Raw genomic sequence first — 21,472 nt, forward strand, 5'->3', positions numbered from 1 at the left:
GCAACCCAAAGGAGCGCTTAGGATGAACAAAATTAAGAACGCTTTCACAACACTACCGATTCATCACAAAACGATTCTTCTCATCGGACTTTTGATGTTAATCAGCTTTACGTTTTATGCGTCCGTACTGCGATATGTGTTCAGTATCTATGACCGTCAGATCTATGAGAAATCCTCGCAGGTCCTCAATATGTCTTCGGTAGGTATTGAGAATCAACTTCGTGAAATTTCTAATCTTTCCTTCAAGGTAATGTCGGACGAGCCGCTTCAGCAATATCTGCTCCAACTGAAAAAGGCCGAAACGGGTTACGAGAAAAATGGATTACGTAAAAAAATTACCAACAGGTTAGTCGCTTATGCCGGTTCCGAAAAATACGTCTATTCCATGCTATTTATCGATAATGATAATAACGTTATGGCCGCAGGCAATCGGGAGGGAATTTCGGAGTCGAAGCAAAAGGAACTGGTTGCACTGGGACAGCAATACTCAGGCTCCAATGCCTGGCATACCAGTGGGGATAAACAGTCCAGGCTTTTGTCGGTCCGACAGGTGAAATCCTTTATTGGCGGAGCATTTACATTGGAGGAACTCGGCACACTGATCATCCGCGTCCGGCTGGACCGAATTGTACAGGACCAGATGCAAGAACCGGCTGAGGACTCCCAATTACTCATTACGGATGGAAAAGAAGTGATCTATCCAACAGAATCAGCCGTCAGTGAAGCCGAGATTGAGTCTGAACTGAAGCGCACCCAGCCCTACGGAATTGCCATGTTTGAGCATGGGAGACACTTTGTAGCTCGTGCGCATTCTTCCTATACGAATTGGACCTATCTGTATACAACCCCGTTTGACCAGATGTTTAAACAGATCCAGTTTGTCAAACAGTTGGTCACGGTGATCTTCATCATGATCTTTCTGGCGGCGCTTATCATTGGAGCGAGATTCTCTCGCAGTATTACCCATCCGATTGCGCAGTTGATCAAAAAGATGCGTAATATCGAAAAAGGTGATCTGGATAAGCTGGAGGAGGCAGCCCTTGGCAATGTTCCGATATCTCCACAGAATGAGGTTGGGCTGCTGCATCGCACATTCAAGATGATGCTTCAACGAATACGTGAGTTGATTGATGAGAATTATGCCAAGCAATTGGTGATTCGTGAGACTGAGTTGAAAGCGCTTCAGGCGCAGATTAATCCACATTTTCTATACAACACGCTTGAATCCATTAACTGGCTGGCTAAAGTACAGAAGCAACGACAGATCTCGGAAATGGTTGAGGCTCTCGGATTTCTGCTGCGTAGCTCTGTGAATATGTCCGAGAAGTGGATCACGCTGGAAAGAGAGCTGGATATTGTCCGCAGTTACGTGACAATTCAGCGCACACGTTTTGAGGAAAGACTGGATTTCGACATGGAAATTGCCCCAGAGGTAGGAACGGCGCGGATACCGAAGTTAACATTACAGCCTTTGGTGGAGAACGCCATACATTATGCACTCGAACCAAGCATTGACCCTTGCCGGATTCGTATTCGGGCGAGAGCAGATGGAGACAAGGTGATTATTGAAGTCGAGGATGACGGTCCGGGGATGACACCGGAATTCCTCGAACAACTACACGAAGGACGTATTCAGACAAGAGGACAGGGCATTGGGTTATCTAACATCCAGGAACGAATCAGACTGACCTTCGGCGATGAAGGTGGAATGGTGATGAGCAGCAAGCCCGGATCAGGAACTGTAGTATCGATCAGCATACCTTGGATCAGAGAGGACGATGACGATGTACAAAGTGATGCTCGTAGATGATGAACGTGTCATTCTGGAGGGGATTTCCCAAGTGGTCGATTGGGCCGCGGCAGGTACGGAATTGGTGGGTACAGCGAGGAACGGGATTGAAGCATTGGACAAAATTGGGCAATCGAGACCCGATATTATTATTACGGATATTTCCATGCCAGGTCTGGATGGTCTCGGACTCATAGAGAAGGCATCCGAAGCATACCCGGGAGTACGTTTCATTATGTTATCCGGCTACAAGGAGTTCGAATATGCCCGCAGAGCGATGCAATATGGTGTGAAGCATTATTTGCTCAAACCCTGCAACGAGAATCAGATCCATGATGCGTTAATTGAACTGTTGCAGGAGCATCAGGATGCCCAGGTCAAGGAGCATGTTGCCGGTGAGATGAAACAGCGATTGCAGCGTGTTCTTCCACATGTGAAGGAGCAATTTCTGCTGGAGTTCATGACCAACCGCACCTATGGGCCGGTTGATCTGGAGTATTATCAGGAGCTGTTTGATCTGGAGCTTGAAGAGAACGCAGTTCGGTTACTGTTGTTCCGAATTGTAGATGAACATGATTACAGTCACTTATTTGCGATCAAAAACATTGCCAGTGACCTGCTCCCACATGTCCTTTTAAGCACGACCATTGAAGGCAAACTCCTCATCCTGCTTGCGGATTCAGCTGATCCGGCCGGACTGAAAGAAAGTATTGAAGAGGTTCGGGCTGCATTCACCAGACTATATAAATTGGAAGTGACCGCTGCGCTGAGTGAAGCAGATCGAATGATCCAGTCCCGGCGGTTGTTTCGTGAGGCATTGCAGTATCTGAACCATCGCTTTTTTATCGGTGAAGGCAAGCTGATCACGAAGAATGATCTGGTACTGGCGGGAGAATGCGACGGCGTGCACGTAGAGCAGGATGCGGAGCAACTGTGTCAGTTGATCAAATCGGGCAATACCGAGGAAACAGCGGTAGAGGTGGATCGTCTGTTTGATCTATTATCACGTCAGCAGCTGGAAATTGAAGTGACTCGCTCTTACGTAGTGCAGCTATACTCGGCGATGGTTCATGTCTGTCCACCTGAGGAGGCAACGGAATTCACCCAGCGTATGGCAGAACTGCCGCATATCGATACGTTATCTGGTTTGAAGTCTTTTGTTGCAAGCAGTGCAGCCCGATTAACTTCCGGTTATTACAAAAACCATATCAGTCGCCAGTCTTCTGCCGTGGAGAAGATGATGGATATCGTGGATCGTCATTATGGAGAGGCAGATCTCTCGCTCAATGGAGTCGCCCATCAGATGTTGTATATGAATCCAGATTATCTGGGTAAGATTTTCAAAAAAGTCACAGGCGAGAATTTCTCCAATTACGTGAATCGTCTGCGCATTGAACGCGCATGTGACCATATTCGCAGAGGCGGGGATGTGAAAGTATTCGAGCTTGCTGAATTGTTCGGATTCGGTGGGAATTCACAATATTTCAGTCAGGTGTTCAAAAAGTGGACCGGTATGACACCTACGGAATTCCGCAGAATCGGCATATAACAATGGACTACCAATCATGTAATTCATGTCTGGGGAGGACGAACAGCGCCGAGAGGAGGCTGTTGTCCTCCTCTGTTTTTTGAACCAACAAGACGGTTTTGTGTATTCAACTCTGGTCGTACATTTGCGAAAATGACATTAACAAGTTTGTGAAAGCGTTATCAGAAACAAAAGGATAACTCGTTCACACAACCATATCAACATAAAAGGGGAGATTGGCATGGTGAAAAAGGCAATATTCCTGATGATGGCTGCTTTGCTCGTGTTTACAGCGGCATGTAGCTCAGGTGGAGGAACTGAAGGAGCATCTGGAGATGACTCAGTTACCCTGCGGATCGCTTGGTGGGGCTCGGATGCACGGCATGAATATACACAGAAGGTCATTGACCTGTACAAATCGAAAAACCCGAATGTCAAAATCGACGTGGAATATGCTTCATTTGATGATTACTGGAAAAAGCTTGCACCACAAGCAGCTGCAAATCAGTTGCCTGACATCGTTCAGATGGATATTTCCTACATCAGCCAATATGCACAGAATGGTCAGCTTGAGGATCTAGCGCCTTATCTGGGCAATCAGATCAAAGTGGACGATGTGTCCGAGAACGTTATTAGCACAGGTGTAATTAACGGCAAACAATACGGCGTACCTGCCGGTGTTAACGTTCTGGGCTTCCAATATGACCCTGCTTTGCTTCAAAAAGCGGGAGCAGAAGCTATGCCTGAAAATATGACATGGGAATCATACGAAGCACTGGGCAAACAAGCCGCAGAGAAAGGCCTGTATTTGGATGGAGGGGTAGCTCCTGATATCTTCTTCCATTACTTCCTGCGTACCAAAGGACATTCGCTTTACAATGCAGAAGGAACTGGCCTTGGTTATGATGATGACCAATTGTTTGTGGAGTTCTTCGGACTTATGCGCCGCATGATCGAGCAGGGTGCAGCACCTACGCCGGATGTAGCCAACCAAACCAAAGGCATTATTGAGGAATCAGATCTCGTGAAGGAAAAAGGAATTGGCGTATGGCAATGGTCCAACCAGTTCGTAGCCTTGCAACAGGTGGCGAACCGTCCACTCGAAATCGCTCCAATGCCAGGACCGGATATGGAAAAAGGACTATATATGCAACCAAGTATGTATTGGGGTGTAACGTCCAACTCCAAAGTGAAGGAAGAAGCGGCTAAATTCATTGATTTCTGGGTGAATGACGTAGAAGCGAACAAACTGATCAAAGGTGAGCGCGGTGTGCCAATTTCAGGAGCAATCAAAGAAGCCATCGCACCTGAGCTGAGTGACGCAACAAAACAGGTCTTTGAATTCGTAGCAGCCATGGAGCCAAAGGCTTCACCAATGAGTTCTCCGCCACCGGTTGGTTCACCTGAAGTAATCTCTGCTCTGGCAGATGTGGCTGAAGAGTTGAACTTTGGCAAAATTACACCTGAACAGGCAGCAGAAACATTCCGCAAGAACGCCGAATCTGTACTTGCGAACAATAAATAACAGTTGAATTGAATGATGGCTTGCTCGTCCCACTTCAGGGATGGTCGGGAATGGGGCTACTCGCGAATGCGAGGGCCTTTCCCCGTCCAGATAACCCGAAGCAAGGATGGGGGAGCAAGCTGATCCATGAAGGAGGTTCGTTCCATTGAGGCAGTATTCGTCGTTACGTAGAAACTTAACTGGATATGCGTTCATAAGCCCGTTTATTATTGGATTCCTGGGCTTCACACTCATCCCCATGTTTGTGTCCTTATATATGTCGTTCACGAGTTATAACTTATTCACTTCTCCGCGGTGGATTGGGCTTGATAACTACACCAAAATGTTTTTTGATGACCCGAAATATTGGAACTCGGTCAAAGTGACGTTTCTGTATGTATTCATTGGGGTACCGTTAAGGTTGATCTTTGCCCTCTTCGTAGCGATGGTCCTAAACACTGGCTCTCGTATGATTGGAACGTACCGGACGCTGTATTACCTGCCATCCATTATCGGTGGTAGTGTGGCCGTATCCATTATGTGGCGTAACCTCTTCAGTAATGAGGGTGTTATCAACAGTGCTCTAACGGCAATCGGGATCGGGCCAATCAGCTGGTTTGGTGACCCGAATGCGTCCCTGGTTATGCTCATCTCACTGTCTGTATGGCAGTTTGGTTCGTCCATGCTGATCTTCCTGGCTGGTCTCAAAAATATCCCTACTGAGATGTACGAGGCAGCAGGTGTGGATGGCGCGAATCCTATACGGAAATTTTTCAGCATCACCTTGCCACTGCTTAGCCCGATCGTCCTGTTCAATATGATTATGCAGACGATTGGAGCATTCATGACGTTTGTACCTGCCTATATTATCTCCAAAGGCGAAGGCGGTCCAATGGACGGTACGATGCTGTACTCCCTGTATCTGTTCCGTCAGGCGTTTATGTTTAACAACATGGGTTATGCTTCGGCAATGGCCTGGATCATGCTCATCATGATCGGTATACTCACGGTAGCTGTCTTCCTGACATCCAAGTACTGGGTGTTCTACGAATCTGAAGGAGGGAAGTAACGATGGTTTGGAGAAATGTAAAGTGGCCCGTTTATCACCTGTTCGTTGCAGCTCTTGCCCTCCTGATGCTCTATCCGGTCCTATGGATGCTATTCAGTTCATTCAAGGAAAGCCGTACGATCTTTGTCACAGCGGATACCCTGTTTCCTGCGGAGTGGATCTGGAGCAACTATGTGGATGGCTGGAAAGGCACAGCTGGAAGACCATTTATGGATTACATCACCAACTCACTTGTAATCGTAGTGATATCTACCATCGGTGCTGTGATATCGTCATCGCTGATCGCTTTCGGTTTTGCCAGACTTAATTTCAAGGGACGTACATTCTGGTTCTCCTTGATGATGTTAACACTGATGTTGCCACATGACGTGGTATTGGTTCCTCAGTACATCATTTTCACGAAGCTCGGCTGGCTGAACACTATCTTGCCAATTGTTGTACCTACATTCTTCGGAATGCCGTTCTTCATCTTCCTGATGGTACAGTTCATTCGAACGATTCCGAAGGAACTGGATGAGGCAGCAACCATCGATGGATGTAACAAATTCAGACTGTATATCCAGATTATTATGCCGCTGATCAAGTCTTCTCTGGCGACTGCAGCCATCTTCTCCTTCTACTGGAGATGGGAGGATCTGCTCGGTCCGGTATTGTACCTGAACTCGCCTGATAAATACACCGTGTCGATGGCGCTGAAAATGTTCCTCGATAGCGAATCTGCTTCCAACTGGGGCGCAATGTTTGCGATGTCCATCGTCAGTCTGGTTCCGGTTGTAGCTGTGTTCTTCATCTTCCAAAAACAAATTGTTCAAGGGATGAGCACCAGCGGATTGAAAGGATAAGCCGGATTCACTGTATCTTCGTATCTTCGCCCGAATGAACGTTTACAAAAGTTAACCAAGGAGGTTATCGCTTTTGAATAAAGCTCAAGGTAGTCAGGCCGTTGCCATGGGGGCAGCGGCAGAGAGCCAGGCAGTGTCCGTGACCAGCTGGAAGTTTAACTTTGGACCGGACTCGGGAAGAGCAGATGAGACAGGGGATTATCTGAAAGTAACTGCAACCACCGCATATGAGGAACGCGGAGGATACGGATTCGAGGCAGGATCTCTGGTGTATGAGAAACAACGCATTCGTTATGACGATGTGTCGGATCCCACGAAACAACATCATATCAATCCGGGGCAGACAACCATGTCTGCCCGATTGCGTTCAGGCTTCTGTATTCCGCTCAAAGCATCGTTCATCGTGGATGTTCCCGACGGAACCTACCAAGTATTACTTGTTGCAGGGGATGAATTGGCTGAGACAGTGACCCGCGTGAAAGCTGGTGAAGGCAGGCTTGTACTGCCAACCATTCGCACACTTCCCGGACAATACGCAGAGGTTAGATTCTCGGTTGTTGTTCGCGGCGGCAGACTTCGTCTGTCATTCTCCGGTCCTGCACCGAGAATCAATGCGTTAGAGATTACTCTTGCGAATCAGACCATGACCGTATTTCTTGCGGGGGATTCAACCGTAACAGATCAGCCGGAAAGCGGATATCCGTATTGCGGTTGGGGCCAGTTATTGCCAGCACAGTTCAAACATGATGTGGCAGTGGATAATCACGCCCAGTCAGGGCGCAGTTCCCGCAGCTTTATTAATGAAGGCAGATTAAGCGCCATTCTGGAGCGAATCAAGCCCGAAGCTTTTCTGTTTATTCAATTTGGACATAACGATGAGAAGCCGGACCCTGAACGTGGGACGGACCCATTCACAACATATAAGGAATATTTGAAAAAGTATATCGACGCTGCACGCGAAGCCAAGGCTCGTCCGGTGCTCATCACCCCGGTGCATCGGCGCTATTTTGCGGATGATGGCACATTGACCGATACCCACGGGGATTATATCATCGCCGTGCGTGAGCTTGCCGAAGAGGAAGATGTTCCGCTGATCGATCTGGCTGAGCGTAGCCGTCTTCTGTTCGAGCAGGCGGGCGTTGAAGGCACCAAGGATGACTTTATGTGGGTACTTCCAGGCGAGTATGTGAACTTCCCCTCAGGCATGGAGGATAACACGCATTTTCAGGAACGAGGCGCCTGCCGCCTTGCCCAGCAGGTGGCAGAAGCCATACGCGAGTTGCAATTGCAACCGTTGCAGATGTATCTGCGGTAGGTTCATGCCATTAATAATTAAGCGAGTTAAACGAAGTAACGAGCCAGCAAAAGTTTCCCAGCGAAGAGCGAAGGCAATAATCTTTTAAAAGCCAATGGCGAGCGTAGCAGCGGAGGAGGGCGGAATCGGGTAAAGGGAGCGAAGCGTCCGCCTTTGGAGCGGGATTTCCCCTGCTGAGGGGGAATAGAAGAAATCCCGAGCCAACAGCGGCCCACAGCCCGATCCGTCCGCCAAAGCGGCTGCCCTGCGAGCTATTCAGGGTTTAAAAGCTGTAGCGAGTTAAACGAAGTAACGAGCCAACAAAAGTTGCCCAGCGAAGAGCGAAGGCAATAATCTTTTAAAAGCCAATGGCGAGCGTAGCAGCGGAGGAGGGCGGAATCGGGTAAAGGGAGCGAAGCGTCCGCCTTTGGAGCGGGATTTCCCCTGCTGAGGGGGAATTGAATAGAAATCCCGAGCCAACAGCGGCCCACAGCCCGATCCGTCCGACGAAGCGACTGCCCCGCGAGCCCACGGATTTTTAACCTATATTGCACTCGTGAAAAAAAGGAGGATGTATTTCAATGACACCTGACCAGATAGAATCAGGCACATCTGCCCGTAAGAATGCTTCAACAGCTACAGGCCACGCCTACTGGGTTATTCCGGATGGTTACATTCCCCCGGAGAGCCAGGGCACATTGGAGAGTCATGAGAGCATCTGTGTACTGAACACCAGTGCCGCGGATGCGGAGCTGCGCATCACGATTTATTTTGAAGACAGAGAACCACTCGAAGGTATGGTCGCTGAAGTGCCAGCAAGAAGGACGAAGCATATTCGGACTGCATCGCTACGATCCGGGGAGCAGTCTATTCCGCCGGGCGTGCCTTATGCGATTACGGTTTCGAGCAACATCCCCGTTATCGTCCAGTACAGCCGTTTGGACACGACCCAGCCTGAATTGGCTTTGATGAGTGTCATGGCGTATCCATTAGGATAACTTCCCCAATCGACAGCATAGTTGGAGATGGCAAGAAGCCCCGTAACCTTGCATTCAATGCAGGTACGGGGCTTCTTTTCTTCATTTTATTTACCGTATTTGTACGTGCTCGCATTCAGGATATCCACGTGGACCTCCACTTTACCAAGTTTAAAACGTTTGAGTGGATCCGCCCGGTTATCGACTTCCTGTTTCCATAAGGGAAGGTTGTGGCGATATAAGTGTTCCACAAGACCATAGGAATCAATCATGCGCGACTTGTTTTTTTCGAACGTATCTCGGATTTGGGATTCGATCTGTTTCTCGGCTTCTTGTTCCATGGCATCTGGAGACCGAGGAGCCCCATGATCTTCAGTGATGGTACCTTTGGCCGAGGTAACCAGATCAAATGTGACGCCATCTCCTTGTTTCCTCGCCTTGATTTTTGTCTTGGGATGATGAAGCAACAAGGTTAAATCAGGAGTTTTTCCACCATTCCCATATACGTATAGTGGGTACTGATGTACTCGCTCATAATTTACGTATCGTGTACCATCTGCTTCTGCTCCCCCAACTCTACCCTGACTTTTGCTTTTGGAAATGACATAAAATCCATCCATTTTAACAAGGGGTGGCGTCTTATCGCCGTTGAACCAGGTCTCATTCCTTGTTGAAACCGAAGGTAAAAGAACGACGGAAGCCGGTTCCCGTAGTCCATCGAGAAGCTGATGGAGCCGGATAGGTTCGTAACTTGAATACTGTTTGTATAACCTCATGGGCTCAAATATCTCGATCGTCTGGGCGGATTGATTCAGCAAGACCGAAGGAGAGAGCACTTCAGGAATGTCCTGCTCTGTAGCGTAGATCCATGGTGTATATCTCAACTGACCGGAATGCAACAGTGTATTAAAAGTATCTTCGAGTCGTCCGTTCAGCACATTTTTGGATAAAACAATGGCTTTGACATGGGTCCACAGTGTTTGCTGTTGTGAAGTCTCATATAGATCATTAATAGCCATACTGAGTGTTGTGCCTTCTCCCCGCCCAATCCAGATATCCTTTGCCTCCCGAGAAGTTGGTGCTTCCTGTTTAGCAATACTGGAGAAATCAATCAGTTGAGCGTAAGTAATATATCGATCATCCTTATAGTCTATCCCTACCGCCGTAATAAAGTTAATGCTCTGTACCTCTTTGGAGTCCCAGCACCCCGTTAACAGGATCAAGCAACATACAATTAGACCGCTCAAGGATGCCCATCTTGTCAAGGACGTTTTCTCCGACGGGTGGAGTCCTGGGTATGAAGTGCGGCTGGGCGCTTGGTTCGTTTCATCGAGGAATGCATGGATACGGCTTGGGTGAAGTCTTCGGGAATGTAGGGAGACACCGGGGCCAGATAGGATACACCATAACACTCCAGTGATACGATGTGGACCAGTAGAGCAAATAATCCAATCATAAAACCAAATAGTCCAAGTATGGAGGATATGGCAAGCATTGCGATGCGGATATGAGCTGTCGCACCACTCAGAACATTATTCACCAGTATATAGCTGGAAATAACAGAGATCGCTACCGTTACAATAATGGTAGGAGACGTTATTCCTGCACGGATGGCCGCATCACCGATAATTAGTCCACCAACTACGCTGACCGTCTGTCCCAAGGCGCGTGGGAGTCTACGGCCGGCTTCATTAAACAGTTCGAACATGAAGATCATCAGGAATGCCTCCAATGTTACCGGCAGGGGTAAGCCCATACGTGTTCCGGTAATAGTTGCGAGAAGAGGCAGAGGAATCTGTTCCACATTGAAGCTGGTCAGGCCGATATAGAAAGCGGGAAAGAAACAGGCGATCAATAGCCCGGAAATGCGCAAAATTCGCTCAAGGGTAACGATGAAGAATGGTGTGCTCTCATCCTCCGGGGATTTCAACTGATTAAACAGGGTGGTTGGGGCGATGATAGCTACCGGCGAACCTTCAATCAAAACAGCAAAACGTCCATTTAGCAAGGAATCAACCACAAAATCTGGACGTTCGGTGTTATCGGTAAGTGGAAATATACTGCGAACACCACCCATAACAGCCCGTTCCATAACGGAGCTGCCGATAATGCCATCGATCTCAATCTGATCAAGGTTACTCCGGGCTTCTTTCAGGATATCTGGATTAATAACATCTTTAATATACAATAGGCCAATAGCCGTCTGTGTACGTCCGCCTTTTACATACTTTTCATAACACATTGAAGAGGTTTTCATTCGTTTACGGATAAGGGCAATATTTACGGATAGTTCTTCTGTAAATCCGTCGCGTGGCCCTTTTACTGATGACTCCAAGGCAGACTCTTCCGGGCTTCGACCTGGAATGCTTGCGATATCCAGACTGCACGCGTGGTCTCCATTCCCGAAAATCAGTAGCAGTTGTCCGCTAAAAATTAATAAATTCAGATTGTCGGTGTCATTTAAATCTTCTACCGGATTCATGGCTAGTTTCATTTCTTTGGGATGTGTCTCTTCCAAATGCATGGAATGCTGTTCAAGACGAGGGATAATAAACTGATTGATTTGTTTTGCATCGACTAAGCCTTCGCAATATAGTGCAATCACTTGCAGGCCGTTTTCACTTTTGGCAGGAAAAGTTTGAAGAACGACATCGGCGCACGGATCAAATTGATCTTGTAATGAGGCCAGCAGTGTTTCATGGGACGTGGTGTCAATCTTCTGATGCTCCATGATGTTTCCTCCTCTGATGACGTGAGTGAATAAAGGCAACTGCCGTTGCTATAATCGCAAGTCCGCTCAGATACGCGAGATTGAACGGAAATATGTATTCGACCAGAAGCTTTTCGAAGGTCATATCATCCAGAGGATACAACATGGTTAGAATAAAGAACACACCTAACGAGATACAACTGATGAGCTTTCTGGTGGAGCTCTTAATATTCCATATTTCTACTATAATATACATGGCGAGACTAATCCGGGTGAACGAGCCTGCGAGCCATTGGTAGATGGAAAAGAAGTCGGTCTGGGCAATGTATTTACCCAAGGAGGCAATTCGCCATTCTTCAAAGGCGGGATATCGCATTTTGGCAGCTTCAAAAGGATCAAATTCCACAATGGCCCCAATGAGTGGGCCGACAGTCAGCCCCACAATAATGAGTGCCAGCATGAGGTACTGCCATACACGTATACGTTTGGTGAGGTGGGGTTGGATGTACCAGATGAACAGCAGTTCAAACATGCCTGCAAGACTGTATACCATGCCATTAAGTACAGGATGCCATCCGTGTTCAAGAACGGGCAGCAGACGGCTGTAATTCTTGTATTGAGTATTCACGATAGAGACATAGAACCCTAATAACACCACCAGTGGCAGGATCAATCCTGCTGTAAAAGCAAGTGAGCGAATACCTTTATACGCAGCGTAAGCACAGAGGGACATCAATGCAATACTGGTTACCAAAACAGGTGTCTCTGTCAGGTAGTTTGTTTTGGCCCAAGTCGTTGTATCGTGCAGGGTGAAATAAATTACGCTCAGAAAAAAAAGACTGTTTCCAACTCGAAAGAACAGGCCAATGGGTTTGCCGAGACGGGATGATAACCATTCATGCAGGGTTTGATGCTGGAGGAAGCGAGAGACATAGGCGAGCATTAGCGCAAATACGAGAAATGGTCCGGTTGATAATAGGACGGAAATCCAAGAATCCCTTTTGGCCGCAGCCAAAAGGGCAGGAATAATCAGAACATGGCTGATCAAGCCAACGGATAACATGATCAACATCATAGCTTGTAAAAATGAAGGTTGTGTTCGTTTCATGCTGAGGGGTCCCCTTTTTCCAATAGACTGTCCTCAGCAGTGTTAACGTGAATGGAGCGCTTCATACCGTCAGTGGAAATAACGAGTGCCCATGGCTTCTCGTATCTTTAGCATCGTTTCCCGGGCGATCTTTCTGGCTTCACGAGTCCCTTCGATAAGAATCTCTTTCATGCTTTGATCCGATTGACCAGCCTCTGTTTGCGACCGCTCATATTGGTGCCAAGCACACCAGCGATAATCAACAATGCACCAATATAGTGGTAGTATCCCACTGGTTCATGCAATATCCATGCACCCCCAACTATGGAAATAAGCGTGGACAGATTGCTGAATACACTCATTTGCGAAGCCTCCAGATGAGTCAAAGCATAGCTCGCGAGCAAGGTGGAGATCATCGTGGAGAGGATTGCCAGATAAGCGAGTGCACCCAGATAGGATGTATCTCCAAGCGGTTTGATGTAGTCCATCATGGAACCGCTGGACGCATGCCGGATCAGGGAAGCGGCGTTAAATACGATACAGCCAACCATCAGTGTGACCCAGGTTAATTCCAACGGTTTATACCTCTGGGTCAGTGGTCTCGCAAGCACACCATAACCTGCAAAGCAGACCGTGGATAACAGCAATAATGCAATGCCCTTCAGGTTACCTATAGACATACCGCTTCCTTGCATGATGAAAATAAAGACCACTCCAGCAACAGATAGAAGCAGGAACAGCTTCTGCATCGTGGATGTGCGTTCCTTCAGGAAGACTGAAGCGAGAACGAGTGTGAATACAGGGGCCATGGCCTGTATTATACCCGCTTCCGATGAGTTGGAAGAGACAAGTCCAAAGGCTTGAAAGGCAAAAAATAAGACGGGAGATAAAAGCCCCAGTGGAATGATTCGCCACAGATCACGAAGGCTCAGTCGGATTTTGATCCAGCCAAAAATGACAGGAATGCTGACAACGATCAGCGACAGCGCGAATCGGTGGGCAAGCACATCAATGGGATGTGCAACAGTGACGGTCATTTTAACAAATAGAAAAGATAGACCGATAATGGCTGCGTACAATACAGCTGCGATATAAGTGTATCCCCGAGTGTGTGTTGTGTTCATGAATGCTCCTCCAATACAGTAGTCATAGCGCTTTTATCTTTCATTATCCTGAATTATGTCAGGTTCGAGGCATGTGCTGGCCTTATTCAATATACTGCCAGGTGTATCGTGCTACAATAGATAAAAGGGTAAACTGTAACGGTACAATTGTGGGAGAGGGATGGTGCAGTGAGAAAATACGAAGTGATTGCCGAAGCATTAAAGCAGTGGATTCAGGAACAGATGCTGCAGCAGGATCGTCGCCAGTGGGCAGATAAGGGCATCCGTCTTCCAGCCGTTCGAGTTGTAGCAGAACAATATCAATGCAGTGTAAGCACAGCAATTCGTGCATATGAGTGGCTGGAGCAGCGGCATTTGGTGTATGCCATACCTCAATCCGGTTATTATGCCGTACAGAACGGGACAGGTGCTCAGGACATGGACTGGCAGGGAGCGTTGGACTTTGCTTCAGCGGCTCCCGATCCAAAGGTGTTCCCTTATGCAGACTTTCGTCATTGTGTGGATCAGGCGATGGAGAAGAAGCAAGCAGAGTTATTTATGTATGGCACAGATCAGGGATTACCTTCGCTTATCATGTTGTTGCAGAAGCAGTTTGCAGATTATCAGGTGTTTGCGAGAACAGAGCAGTTCTTTATCACGTCAGGTGTGCAACAGGCACTGGCTGTACTTGCATTGATGCCTTTCCCCAATGGAAAGAGAAAAGTACTGCTTGAACTACCGACCTATCACAATATGCCCTCGCTACTGAGTGGATTGAATGTGCCGATTGTCGGTGTGAGACGTGCCCTGGATGGGCTGGACTGGGCATCGCTTGAACATCAGTTTGCTGAAGGAGATATCAAGTTTTTCTATGTCATGCCGCGCTTTCACAATCCGATTGGCATATCGTTGACTGTTGCTGACAAGAAGAGACTGATCCGGCTTGCACAGCGGTACGATGTCTATCTGGTGGAGGACGATTATCTGGCCGATCTGGAGGACAGTACGAAACAGGACCCGCTATGGTCCTATGATACCGAAGGCCGGGTCATCTATCTGAAGAGTTATTCCAAAATTTTGTTTCCAGGCTTGCGCATTGGTGTAGCTGTTCTGCCCTCACCTCTAATTCAATCTTTTGGTGCTTACAAAAAAATGCTCGATATCGACACGTCCGTCCTGTCTCAAGCTGCTCTGGAGATCTATGTCCACAGCGGAATGTTTGCTCATCACAGGAAAGTGATTCGTAACCGCTATGCTGCCCGGATGCACACGGTGCATGAGCAACTGGACACATATCCAGACTTTGCTCCATTTATGGAGGCTCCTCGAACAGGAGGCGAGCATACCGTATTGCCTTTGGCGGGTGATCTGCCACTTCGTGTTCTGTTGTCCCGGCTTCAAAAGCGCGGAGTGATCGTTGATACGACTGAACGGTATTATCCGGAGGGAACATATCAGGTGCATCAGGATCAGATGCTGCGCTTGAACATCTCCAATGTGCCGAAGCAGCGAATCGAGGAAGGGATGCAGAAGATCCGGGAGGAAATTTTGAAACTTCAGATCAGGCAGAAATAAATTGAAGAATCGGAATGTTGTCCGTATATAACAAAAGGCGTCCACACAAGTTAATCACTTGTTGGACGCCTTTTCCATGAATTGTTAACCATCTACACTACAGCTTGTACGCTATAGTGTGGTGGAAATAATCCGATTTATTCCTGAGCCATCGCCTTGAAGGAAGCTTCTGCGGCTTCCAATGTAGCCTGAACATCCTCATCTGTATGAGCCGTGGTCAGGAACCAGGCCTCATATTTGGATGGAGCCAGGTTAATGCCACGGTCAAGCATATGACGGAAGAAGGAAGCAAACAGCTCTCCATCTGTGTCTTGAGCATGATCGTAGTTCGTCACCGGATGATTACAGAAATGGGTGGAGAACGCACCACGAATCCGGTTGATTGTCAGTGCAATCCCGTGACGGTCAGCAGAAGCTTGCAGACCTGCCGTCAGGTCGATAGCAAGGCGTTCCATCTCTTCGTATACACCCTCGCCTTGCAGGACCTCCAGACATGCGATACCAGCCGAGATGGATGCAGGGTTACCAGCCATCGTGCCCGCCTGATAAGCCGGTCCGAGCGGAGCAACCTGCTCCATAACATGTTTGCGTCCGCCGTAAGCACCGATTGGCAGGCCGCCACCAATAATTTTACCAAGAGCCGTCAGATCGGGTTCAATCTCCGCATGGTTATCGAGTCCGGCATACGTCTGAGTAGAACCGTAATGGAAACGGAAAGCCGTAATGACCTCGTCATAGATAACCAGTGAGCCGTTAGCACGTGTCATGGCACAGAGGCCTTCCAGGAAGCCAGGCTCCGGCATAACCATACCAAAGTTACCCACGATCGGTTCAACCATGACCGCGGCAACATCATCCCCCCAGCGCTCCAAAGCATCTTTCAGGGCTTCCAGATCATTGTAGGGCACAGTAATGACTTCTTGTGCAATACTGGCTGGAACTCCCGCACTGTCAGGAATTCCGAGCGTGGACGGGCCTGAACCGGCAGCGACAAGCACTAGATCGGAGTGACCATGGTAACATCCGGCGAATTTTACGATCTTGTTGCGTTTGGTGTAGGCACGAGCGACCCGAATCGTAGTCATGACCGCCTCTGTACCGGAGTTTACAAAACGAACTTTATCCATGGAAGGAATGGCTTCCTTCAGCATTTTGGCGAGCTTGATTTCAAGCTCTGTTGGGGTACCGTACAGCACGCCATTTGCTGCTGCTTCCGTAATGGCCTGTGTAATATGCGGGTGAGCATGTCCTGTAACAATCGGACCGTAAGCGGCCAGATAATCAATATAACGGTTGTCATCGACATCCCAGAAGTGGGCCCCTTGGGCTTTTTTCATAAATACAGGTGAACCGCCACCAACGGCTTTGAACGAGCGTGAAGGGCTGTTAACACCTCCTACAATATGTTCAAGTGCTTCTGCGTATAGAAGTTCGGAACGGGAACGTGATGTATTCATAAGATAACTTCCTTTCGTCATTCAAAATATGATAAAGAAACAAGCCACAGAAAGATATGATGATTTTCTCATAATAGTATAGCCGGGCACAACGAGAGGGCAGCGTAATGGCTGCCCTCTGCATATTTAGATTACTGAGCCGGTTGCTCTGACTTCTGATCGTCACCACTGGCTGTTTTATCTTCGGTGCTGGTCGTACTATCATCCGTTGTAGCAGGCGGGTGAATAATATCCTGAATATGCTGCTTCAATTTCTCTTCATTGGTAACCGTCAATACTTGCGCACCGCCTGCTGTACGTTCTTCTTTCAGCAGGTTCATTGGCGGAATCTGCTCACTGCCGTTCATGCTGCTCTGATATCCGAGTCCACCCAGCTTCCACATGTCGGAGAGTGTCAGATTCGTATCCACATAAGGATTAACCTGTTCCAGAATGGAGGGAAGTTTGGCAATGGTTGTTGTGGATTGCATTTTCGCTGTGACAGCTTTCAGCAACTCACGCTGACGCTCGGAACGAGCGAAATCCGACATCGCATCATGACGGAAACGAACGTACATGAGCGCTGTCTCGCCATCCAGATGCTGATACCCTTTTTTGAGATCAATATCGTATTCGTTATTGTCTGCTTTACTTGTATAGTGCATGTCTTTCTCCACATCAAAATCCACGCCGCCAACGGCATCCACCAATTTGATGAATCCTTGGAAATCCGTATACACATAATACTGTACAGGAATGCCGAGCAGGTCGCCTGCAGCTTGCATTGCTGCGTTAGGGCCATGCGTGATCGCGGTGTTGATCCGCTCCTTACCGTACCCGTCAATATTGACGTAAGTGTCACGCAGAATGGAGAACAGATTAATTTTTTTGGTGAGTGGGTCGAGCGATACAACCATCATGCTGTCGGAGCGAGGAACTTCACCTTTTTTCAATCCACGTGCATCGACACCCATAACGAGAATATTTACCGTTTCTGTGCCTTCCCATTTGGGTGGGTCAGGAGTATTTACTTTCTCCACATTTTCGATACCTGCGAATGGTGATTCGTCACCGTCTTTTGCCAAACCGTCCAACTGATTGAGAATAGAACCGAAATAATATGTCGCTGCTCCTCCGATAATTAACACGAAGGCGGCAAGAGAAATCCAGATGGTTCTCTTCGTCTTTCTGGTCATGCTAGCTCTCCTTTGTATTTGAGATAAAATATAAAATAAGTCCAAAGTTGTTTCTGTTATAATCTAGCCGAAGCTTTCCGCTCACGTCTCCATCGTCATCAGGCACAGGACGCGGCTCCAGACTATTTTTAAAGCTTGCTGAATTTTGACTGATACCATTATAATTTCTTTTTGGGCTACAAGCAATTTCAACAAAATCCAAGTGAGGTATAATCATGCTGGCGATTGATGTCAAAGATTTGCGCAAGTCGTTTAGCGTCCAGAAAAGCCGAGGTGGGCTGAAGGGCGCGTTTCAGGACCTGTTTGCACGTCAATACCAAGAGGTATTGGCTGTAAATGATATTTCATTTCAGATTCCGCAAGGCGAAATATGCGGATATATTGGGGAGAACGGTGCCGGTAAATCAACAACGATCAAGATGTTGACCGGCATTTTGGTGCCTACTTCAGGGCAAATATCGGTTGGTGGATATGTTCCGTATCAGGAACGGGAGAAGTTTGTACAGAATATTGGTGTTGTTTTTGGTCAGCGCAGTCAATTGTGGTGGGATATTGGCGTGATCGAATCCTTCCATTTATTGCGCAAAGTATATCGTGTCGGAGAGGTCGATTTCCGCAAACGGCTGGATGAACTAGTTGAGCGGTTGCAGCTTCAGGATTTGTTAAGTCGTCCGGTGCGGAAGCTCAGTCTTGGTCAGCGTATGCGCTGCGAGTTAGTGGCAGCCTTGTTGCATAATCCGAGTATTGTTTTCCTGGACGAGCCAACCATTGGTTTGGATATTGTGGTGAAGTCGGAAATTCGGGATTTCTTGAAAGACATGAACAAGGAGCATGGAACAACCATACTGCTCACAACCCATGATTTGCAGGACATTGAGGCCCTGTGTTCCCGGGTGATCATGCTTGATGCAGGCAACATTATCTATGATGGAGGTCTGGATCATCTCAAGTCCCAGTGGGGTAAGGAGCGCGAGATCCGCTTCAAGTTTGGTTCAGCTCACAACATCAGTCAGATGCAGGAATGGACTGCTGCGTTGCCTGTCCGTTGGACGGTAGAGAATGAATTGTCCGCATCTGTATGGATTCCGCTGGAACTGAATGTCTCGGATGTACTCGGACGTGTCGTTGGACAGGCTGATATTACCGATATTCAGATTATCGAGATTAACACGGATGAGATTGTGCGCAGTATTTACCAATCCGGTTCCGCCGAGCGTCCAGAGATTGTGGGAGCAGGGAAAGAAGCGGTGGGTGTATCCTGAGATGAATAGTGCATTTATTGATTTTATGCGCATCCGTTTTCTAACGATGCTGGCATACCGGGTGAATTATTACTCCGGCATTTTGATATATACGCTGAATATCGGCGTGTATTACTTTACCTGGCAAGCCATTTACGGTAGCAGTGGTGAACTCGGCGGCTTCACGGCAGCGCAGATGACCACTTACATCGCTGTATCCTGGATGGCACGTGCCTTTTATTTTAACAACCTGGACCGGGAGATTGCCGCAGATATACGGGATGGCTCCATTGCAATTCAATTCATCAGACCGATCAATTACGTTATGGTCAAAATGATGCAGGGTCTTGGGGAAGGTATTTTCCGCTTTCTGCTTCTCATGATTCCGGGAATGCTCATTGCCATTCTGCTGTTCCCGGTTGAATTGCCTACGGCGCCATCGGCGTGGATTGGCTTTCTCGTCATGCTGTTCTTCAGTTTCCTCATTAATTCCCAGATTAATGTGATAACAGGACTGGCGGCATTCTTTGTGGAAAACAATGAAGGCATGATGCGTATGAAACGCGTCGTGGTTGATTTGTTCTCCGGTCTAATCATCCCGATCAGCCTGTATCCAGGCTGGATGTCCGCAGTGATGAAAGTATTGCCTTTTCAGGCCATTACGTATCTGCCCGGTTCCGTCTTCACTGGAAGAGTGGAAGGTACCGCCATCTGGAGTGTACTCGGTATTCAGGTGTTCTGGTTTGCCGTACTGCTGCTTCCGATGGTATTGATCTGGCGTAAGGCGCGCAAGCGTCTGTTCGTGCAAGGGGGATAACAGATATGTACTATATGGGTCTGGTCTGGGAATATTTGAAAAATTACATGAAAACACGACTTACGTACCGCGCCGATTTCTGGGTGGAGATCCTATCGGATCTGCTGTTCCAGGCAACCAACCTGATCTTTATCTTTGTGGTCTTCCGCCACACGGATAACCTGGGCGGCTGGAGTGAGAGTGAAGTGCTCTTTGTTTATGGATATTTTATGGTGCCCTATGGCATCTTCAGTTGTTTTATCAATCTGTGGGGATTCAGTGAGCGGTACATCGTCAAAGGTGAGATGGATCGGATCCTGACACGTCCTGCACATAATCTGTTCCAAATATTGCTTGAAAATGTGGATCCGCCTGCACTCGTGGGCTCATTTATCGGCCTGATCATCATGATCTTCAGTGGAGCAGAGATGGGTCTGATGCTGGAGTGGTGGCATATCCCTGCCTTAATTATTTTGGCACTCAGCTCAGTCATGATCTATGCCGGAATCTACACCACATTGACTTCACTATCCTTTTATTCGGACGCGCCAACAGGTATCCTGCCGTTGATGTATAACATTCAAGGATATGGACGCTACCCTGTCACGATCTATAACCGTGCCATTCAGGTGCTGTTAACCTGGATCATTCCGTTTGCCTTCGTGGGGATCTATCCCGCAGCCTTGTTCCTGGAAAGGTCCGAGATGCATCGCATGGCGCTGCTTACACCTGTGATGGGATTGGTGTTTGGTTCTATGGGATTGCTTCTGTGGAATTTTGGCGTGAAGCGGTATCGCGGAGCAGGTTCATAATAACGCCCTATAGTAATTCATGGGGGAGATTAGGGAGGAACTGACATGACGTTAAAAGTAGGCGAATTGGCACCGGATTTTGAGCTTCCGTCCAGTACGGGAGAATCGGTAAAGCTTTCGGATTACCGCGGACAGCGGGTGCTGCTTTATTTTTATCCCAAAGATATGACCTCGTCCTGTACACAACAGGCTTGTGATTTCCGGGATCGACATGCTGAATTTGAAGGGCTGAACACGGTCATTCTCGGAATCAGCACCGATCCGATGAAACAACATGACAAGTTTATTGCCAAATATGGACTGCCGTTTACCTTGTTATCGGATGAAGAGCACGTTGTAGCCGAGCAATACGGTGTATGGCAGCTGAAGAAAATGTATGGCAAGGAGTACATGGGGGTGGTTCGCTCCACTTTTCTGATTGATGAAGAGGGGAAATTGATCAAGGACTGGTCCAAAGTTCGGGTCAAAGGACATATCGAGGCAGCACTTGAGGCGCTGAAGTCCATATAAGCT

The 21,472-nt window shown here is 47.9% G+C and carries 18 protein-coding genes; 12 read left to right on the forward strand and 6 right to left on the reverse strand.

Going from position 1 to position 21,472, the window contains the following annotated elements; translation table 11 throughout:
• Positions 1-22 precede the first annotated feature (22 nt).
• The 7 genes from MHB43_RS03790 (at position 23) to MHB43_RS03820 (ending at position 9,024) form a co-directional block, all read left to right on the forward strand.
• Positions 23-1,810 (forward strand): histidine kinase, encoded by a 1,788-nt coding sequence (locus MHB43_RS03790; RefSeq protein ID WP_221818696.1) that lies wholly within the window; start codon positions 23-25, stop codon positions 1,808-1,810.
• Positions 1,785-3,338 (forward strand): response regulator, encoded by a 1,554-nt coding sequence (locus tag MHB43_RS03795; RefSeq protein WP_339181752.1) that lies wholly within the window; start codon positions 1,785-1,787, stop codon positions 3,336-3,338. Before MHB43_RS03790 ends, MHB43_RS03795 begins: the two co-directional genes overlap by 26 nt.
• 220 nt (positions 3,339-3,558) lie before the next feature.
• Positions 3,559-4,842 carry a sugar ABC transporter substrate-binding protein gene (locus MHB43_RS03800; protein WP_339181754.1) on the forward strand — a complete coding sequence of 428 codons (1,284 nt, stop codon included), beginning with the start codon at positions 3,559-3,561 and terminating at the stop codon, positions 4,840-4,842.
• A gap of 145 nt (positions 4,843-4,987) precedes the next feature.
• Positions 4,988-5,890, forward strand: a complete 903-nt coding sequence (locus MHB43_RS03805) for a carbohydrate ABC transporter permease (RefSeq protein WP_047841423.1) — start codon at positions 4,988-4,990, stop codon at positions 5,888-5,890.
• 2 nt (positions 5,891-5,892) lie between these two features.
• On the forward strand, positions 5,893-6,732 hold the full coding sequence (locus MHB43_RS03810; protein WP_091039044.1) for a carbohydrate ABC transporter permease: 840 nt from the start codon (positions 5,893-5,895) through the stop codon (positions 6,730-6,732).
• A 106-nt stretch (positions 6,733-6,838) separates the two neighbouring features.
• Positions 6,839-8,047 carry a rhamnogalacturonan acetylesterase gene (locus tag MHB43_RS03815; protein ID WP_405132387.1) on the forward strand — a complete coding sequence of 403 codons (1,209 nt, stop codon included), beginning with the start codon at positions 6,839-6,841 and terminating at the stop codon, positions 8,045-8,047.
• 560 nt (positions 8,048-8,607) lie between these two features.
• Positions 8,608-9,024, forward strand: a complete 417-nt coding sequence (locus tag MHB43_RS03820; RefSeq protein ID WP_405131367.1) for a sensory rhodopsin transducer — start codon at positions 8,608-8,610, stop codon at positions 9,022-9,024.
• A gap of 86 nt (positions 9,025-9,110) precedes the next feature.
• Here the strand turns inward: MHB43_RS03820 and MHB43_RS03825 are convergent, their stop codons facing one another.
• The 4 genes from MHB43_RS03825 to MHB43_RS03840 all read right to left on the reverse strand — a co-directional run bounded on the left by MHB43_RS03825 (position 9,111) and on the right by MHB43_RS03840 (position 13,924).
• Positions 9,111-10,268 (reverse strand): Ger(x)C family spore germination protein, encoded by a 1,158-nt coding sequence (locus tag MHB43_RS03825; RefSeq protein WP_405131368.1) that lies wholly within the window; start codon positions 10,266-10,268, stop codon positions 9,111-9,113.
• Complete coding sequence (locus MHB43_RS03830) at positions 10,265-11,734, reverse strand: spore germination protein (RefSeq protein ID WP_405131369.1); 1,470 nt, start codon at positions 11,732-11,734, stop codon at positions 10,265-10,267. The genes MHB43_RS03825 and MHB43_RS03830 overlap by 4 nt, the downstream gene beginning before the upstream one ends.
• A complete protein-coding gene (locus tag MHB43_RS03835) occupies positions 11,715-12,821 on the reverse strand; it encodes an endospore germination permease (RefSeq protein WP_221825755.1) in 1,107 nt (368 codons plus the stop codon). Before MHB43_RS03835 ends, MHB43_RS03830 begins: the two co-directional genes overlap by 20 nt.
• Positions 12,822-12,988: 167 nt before the next feature.
• The gene (locus MHB43_RS03840) at positions 12,989-13,924 is read right to left on the reverse strand and encodes a DMT family transporter (protein ID WP_405131370.1); all 936 of its coding nucleotides are present in this window, start codon (positions 13,922-13,924) and stop codon (positions 12,989-12,991) included.
• Positions 13,925-14,092: 168 nt separating this feature from the next.
• On the opposite strand from MHB43_RS03840, the gene MHB43_RS03845 reads away from it, so the two are divergent.
• Positions 14,093-15,478, forward strand: coding sequence for a PLP-dependent aminotransferase family protein (locus tag MHB43_RS03845; RefSeq protein WP_313771533.1), 1,386 nt, complete (start codon positions 14,093-14,095; stop codon positions 15,476-15,478).
• A 137-nt stretch (positions 15,479-15,615) separates the two neighbouring features.
• On the opposite strand, the gene MHB43_RS03850 is transcribed toward MHB43_RS03845, so the two are convergent.
• Positions 15,616-16,935, reverse strand: a complete 1,320-nt coding sequence (locus MHB43_RS03850) for a glutamate-1-semialdehyde 2,1-aminomutase (RefSeq protein ID WP_339181769.1) — start codon at positions 16,933-16,935, stop codon at positions 15,616-15,618.
• 131 nt (positions 16,936-17,066) lie between these two features.
• A complete protein-coding gene (locus MHB43_RS03855; protein ID WP_237178444.1) occupies positions 17,067-18,110 on the reverse strand; it encodes an LCP family protein in 1,044 nt (347 codons plus the stop codon).
• Between the two features lie 215 nt (positions 18,111-18,325).
• On the opposite strand from MHB43_RS03855, the gene MHB43_RS03860 reads away from it, so the two are divergent.
• The 4 genes from MHB43_RS03860 to bcp are packed head-to-tail and all read left to right on the forward strand — an operon-like array spanning position 18,326 to position 21,469.
• Positions 18,326-19,372 (forward strand): ATP-binding cassette domain-containing protein, encoded by a 1,047-nt coding sequence (locus tag MHB43_RS03860; protein WP_036614079.1) that lies wholly within the window; start codon positions 18,326-18,328, stop codon positions 19,370-19,372.
• A gap of 1 nt (position 19,373) precedes the next feature.
• Entirely contained in the window at positions 19,374-20,168 is a 795-nt protein-coding gene (locus tag MHB43_RS03865) for an ABC-2 family transporter protein (protein WP_036614077.1), read from the forward strand.
• 5 nt (positions 20,169-20,173) lie between these two features.
• The gene (locus tag MHB43_RS03870; protein WP_221825763.1) at positions 20,174-20,959 is read left to right on the forward strand and encodes an ABC transporter permease; all 786 of its coding nucleotides are present in this window, start codon (positions 20,174-20,176) and stop codon (positions 20,957-20,959) included.
• Positions 20,960-21,004: 45 nt separating this feature from the next.
• Entirely contained in the window at positions 21,005-21,469 is a 465-nt protein-coding gene (gene bcp, locus MHB43_RS03875) for a thioredoxin-dependent thiol peroxidase (protein ID WP_221825765.1), read from the forward strand.
• The last annotated feature ends 3 nt before the right edge of the window (positions 21,470-21,472 follow it).

Source organism: Paenibacillus sp. FSL H8-0317 (genome assembly GCF_045040685.1).
In the GTDB taxonomy this organism is placed as follows: Bacteria; Bacillota; Bacilli; order Paenibacillales; family Paenibacillaceae; genus Paenibacillus.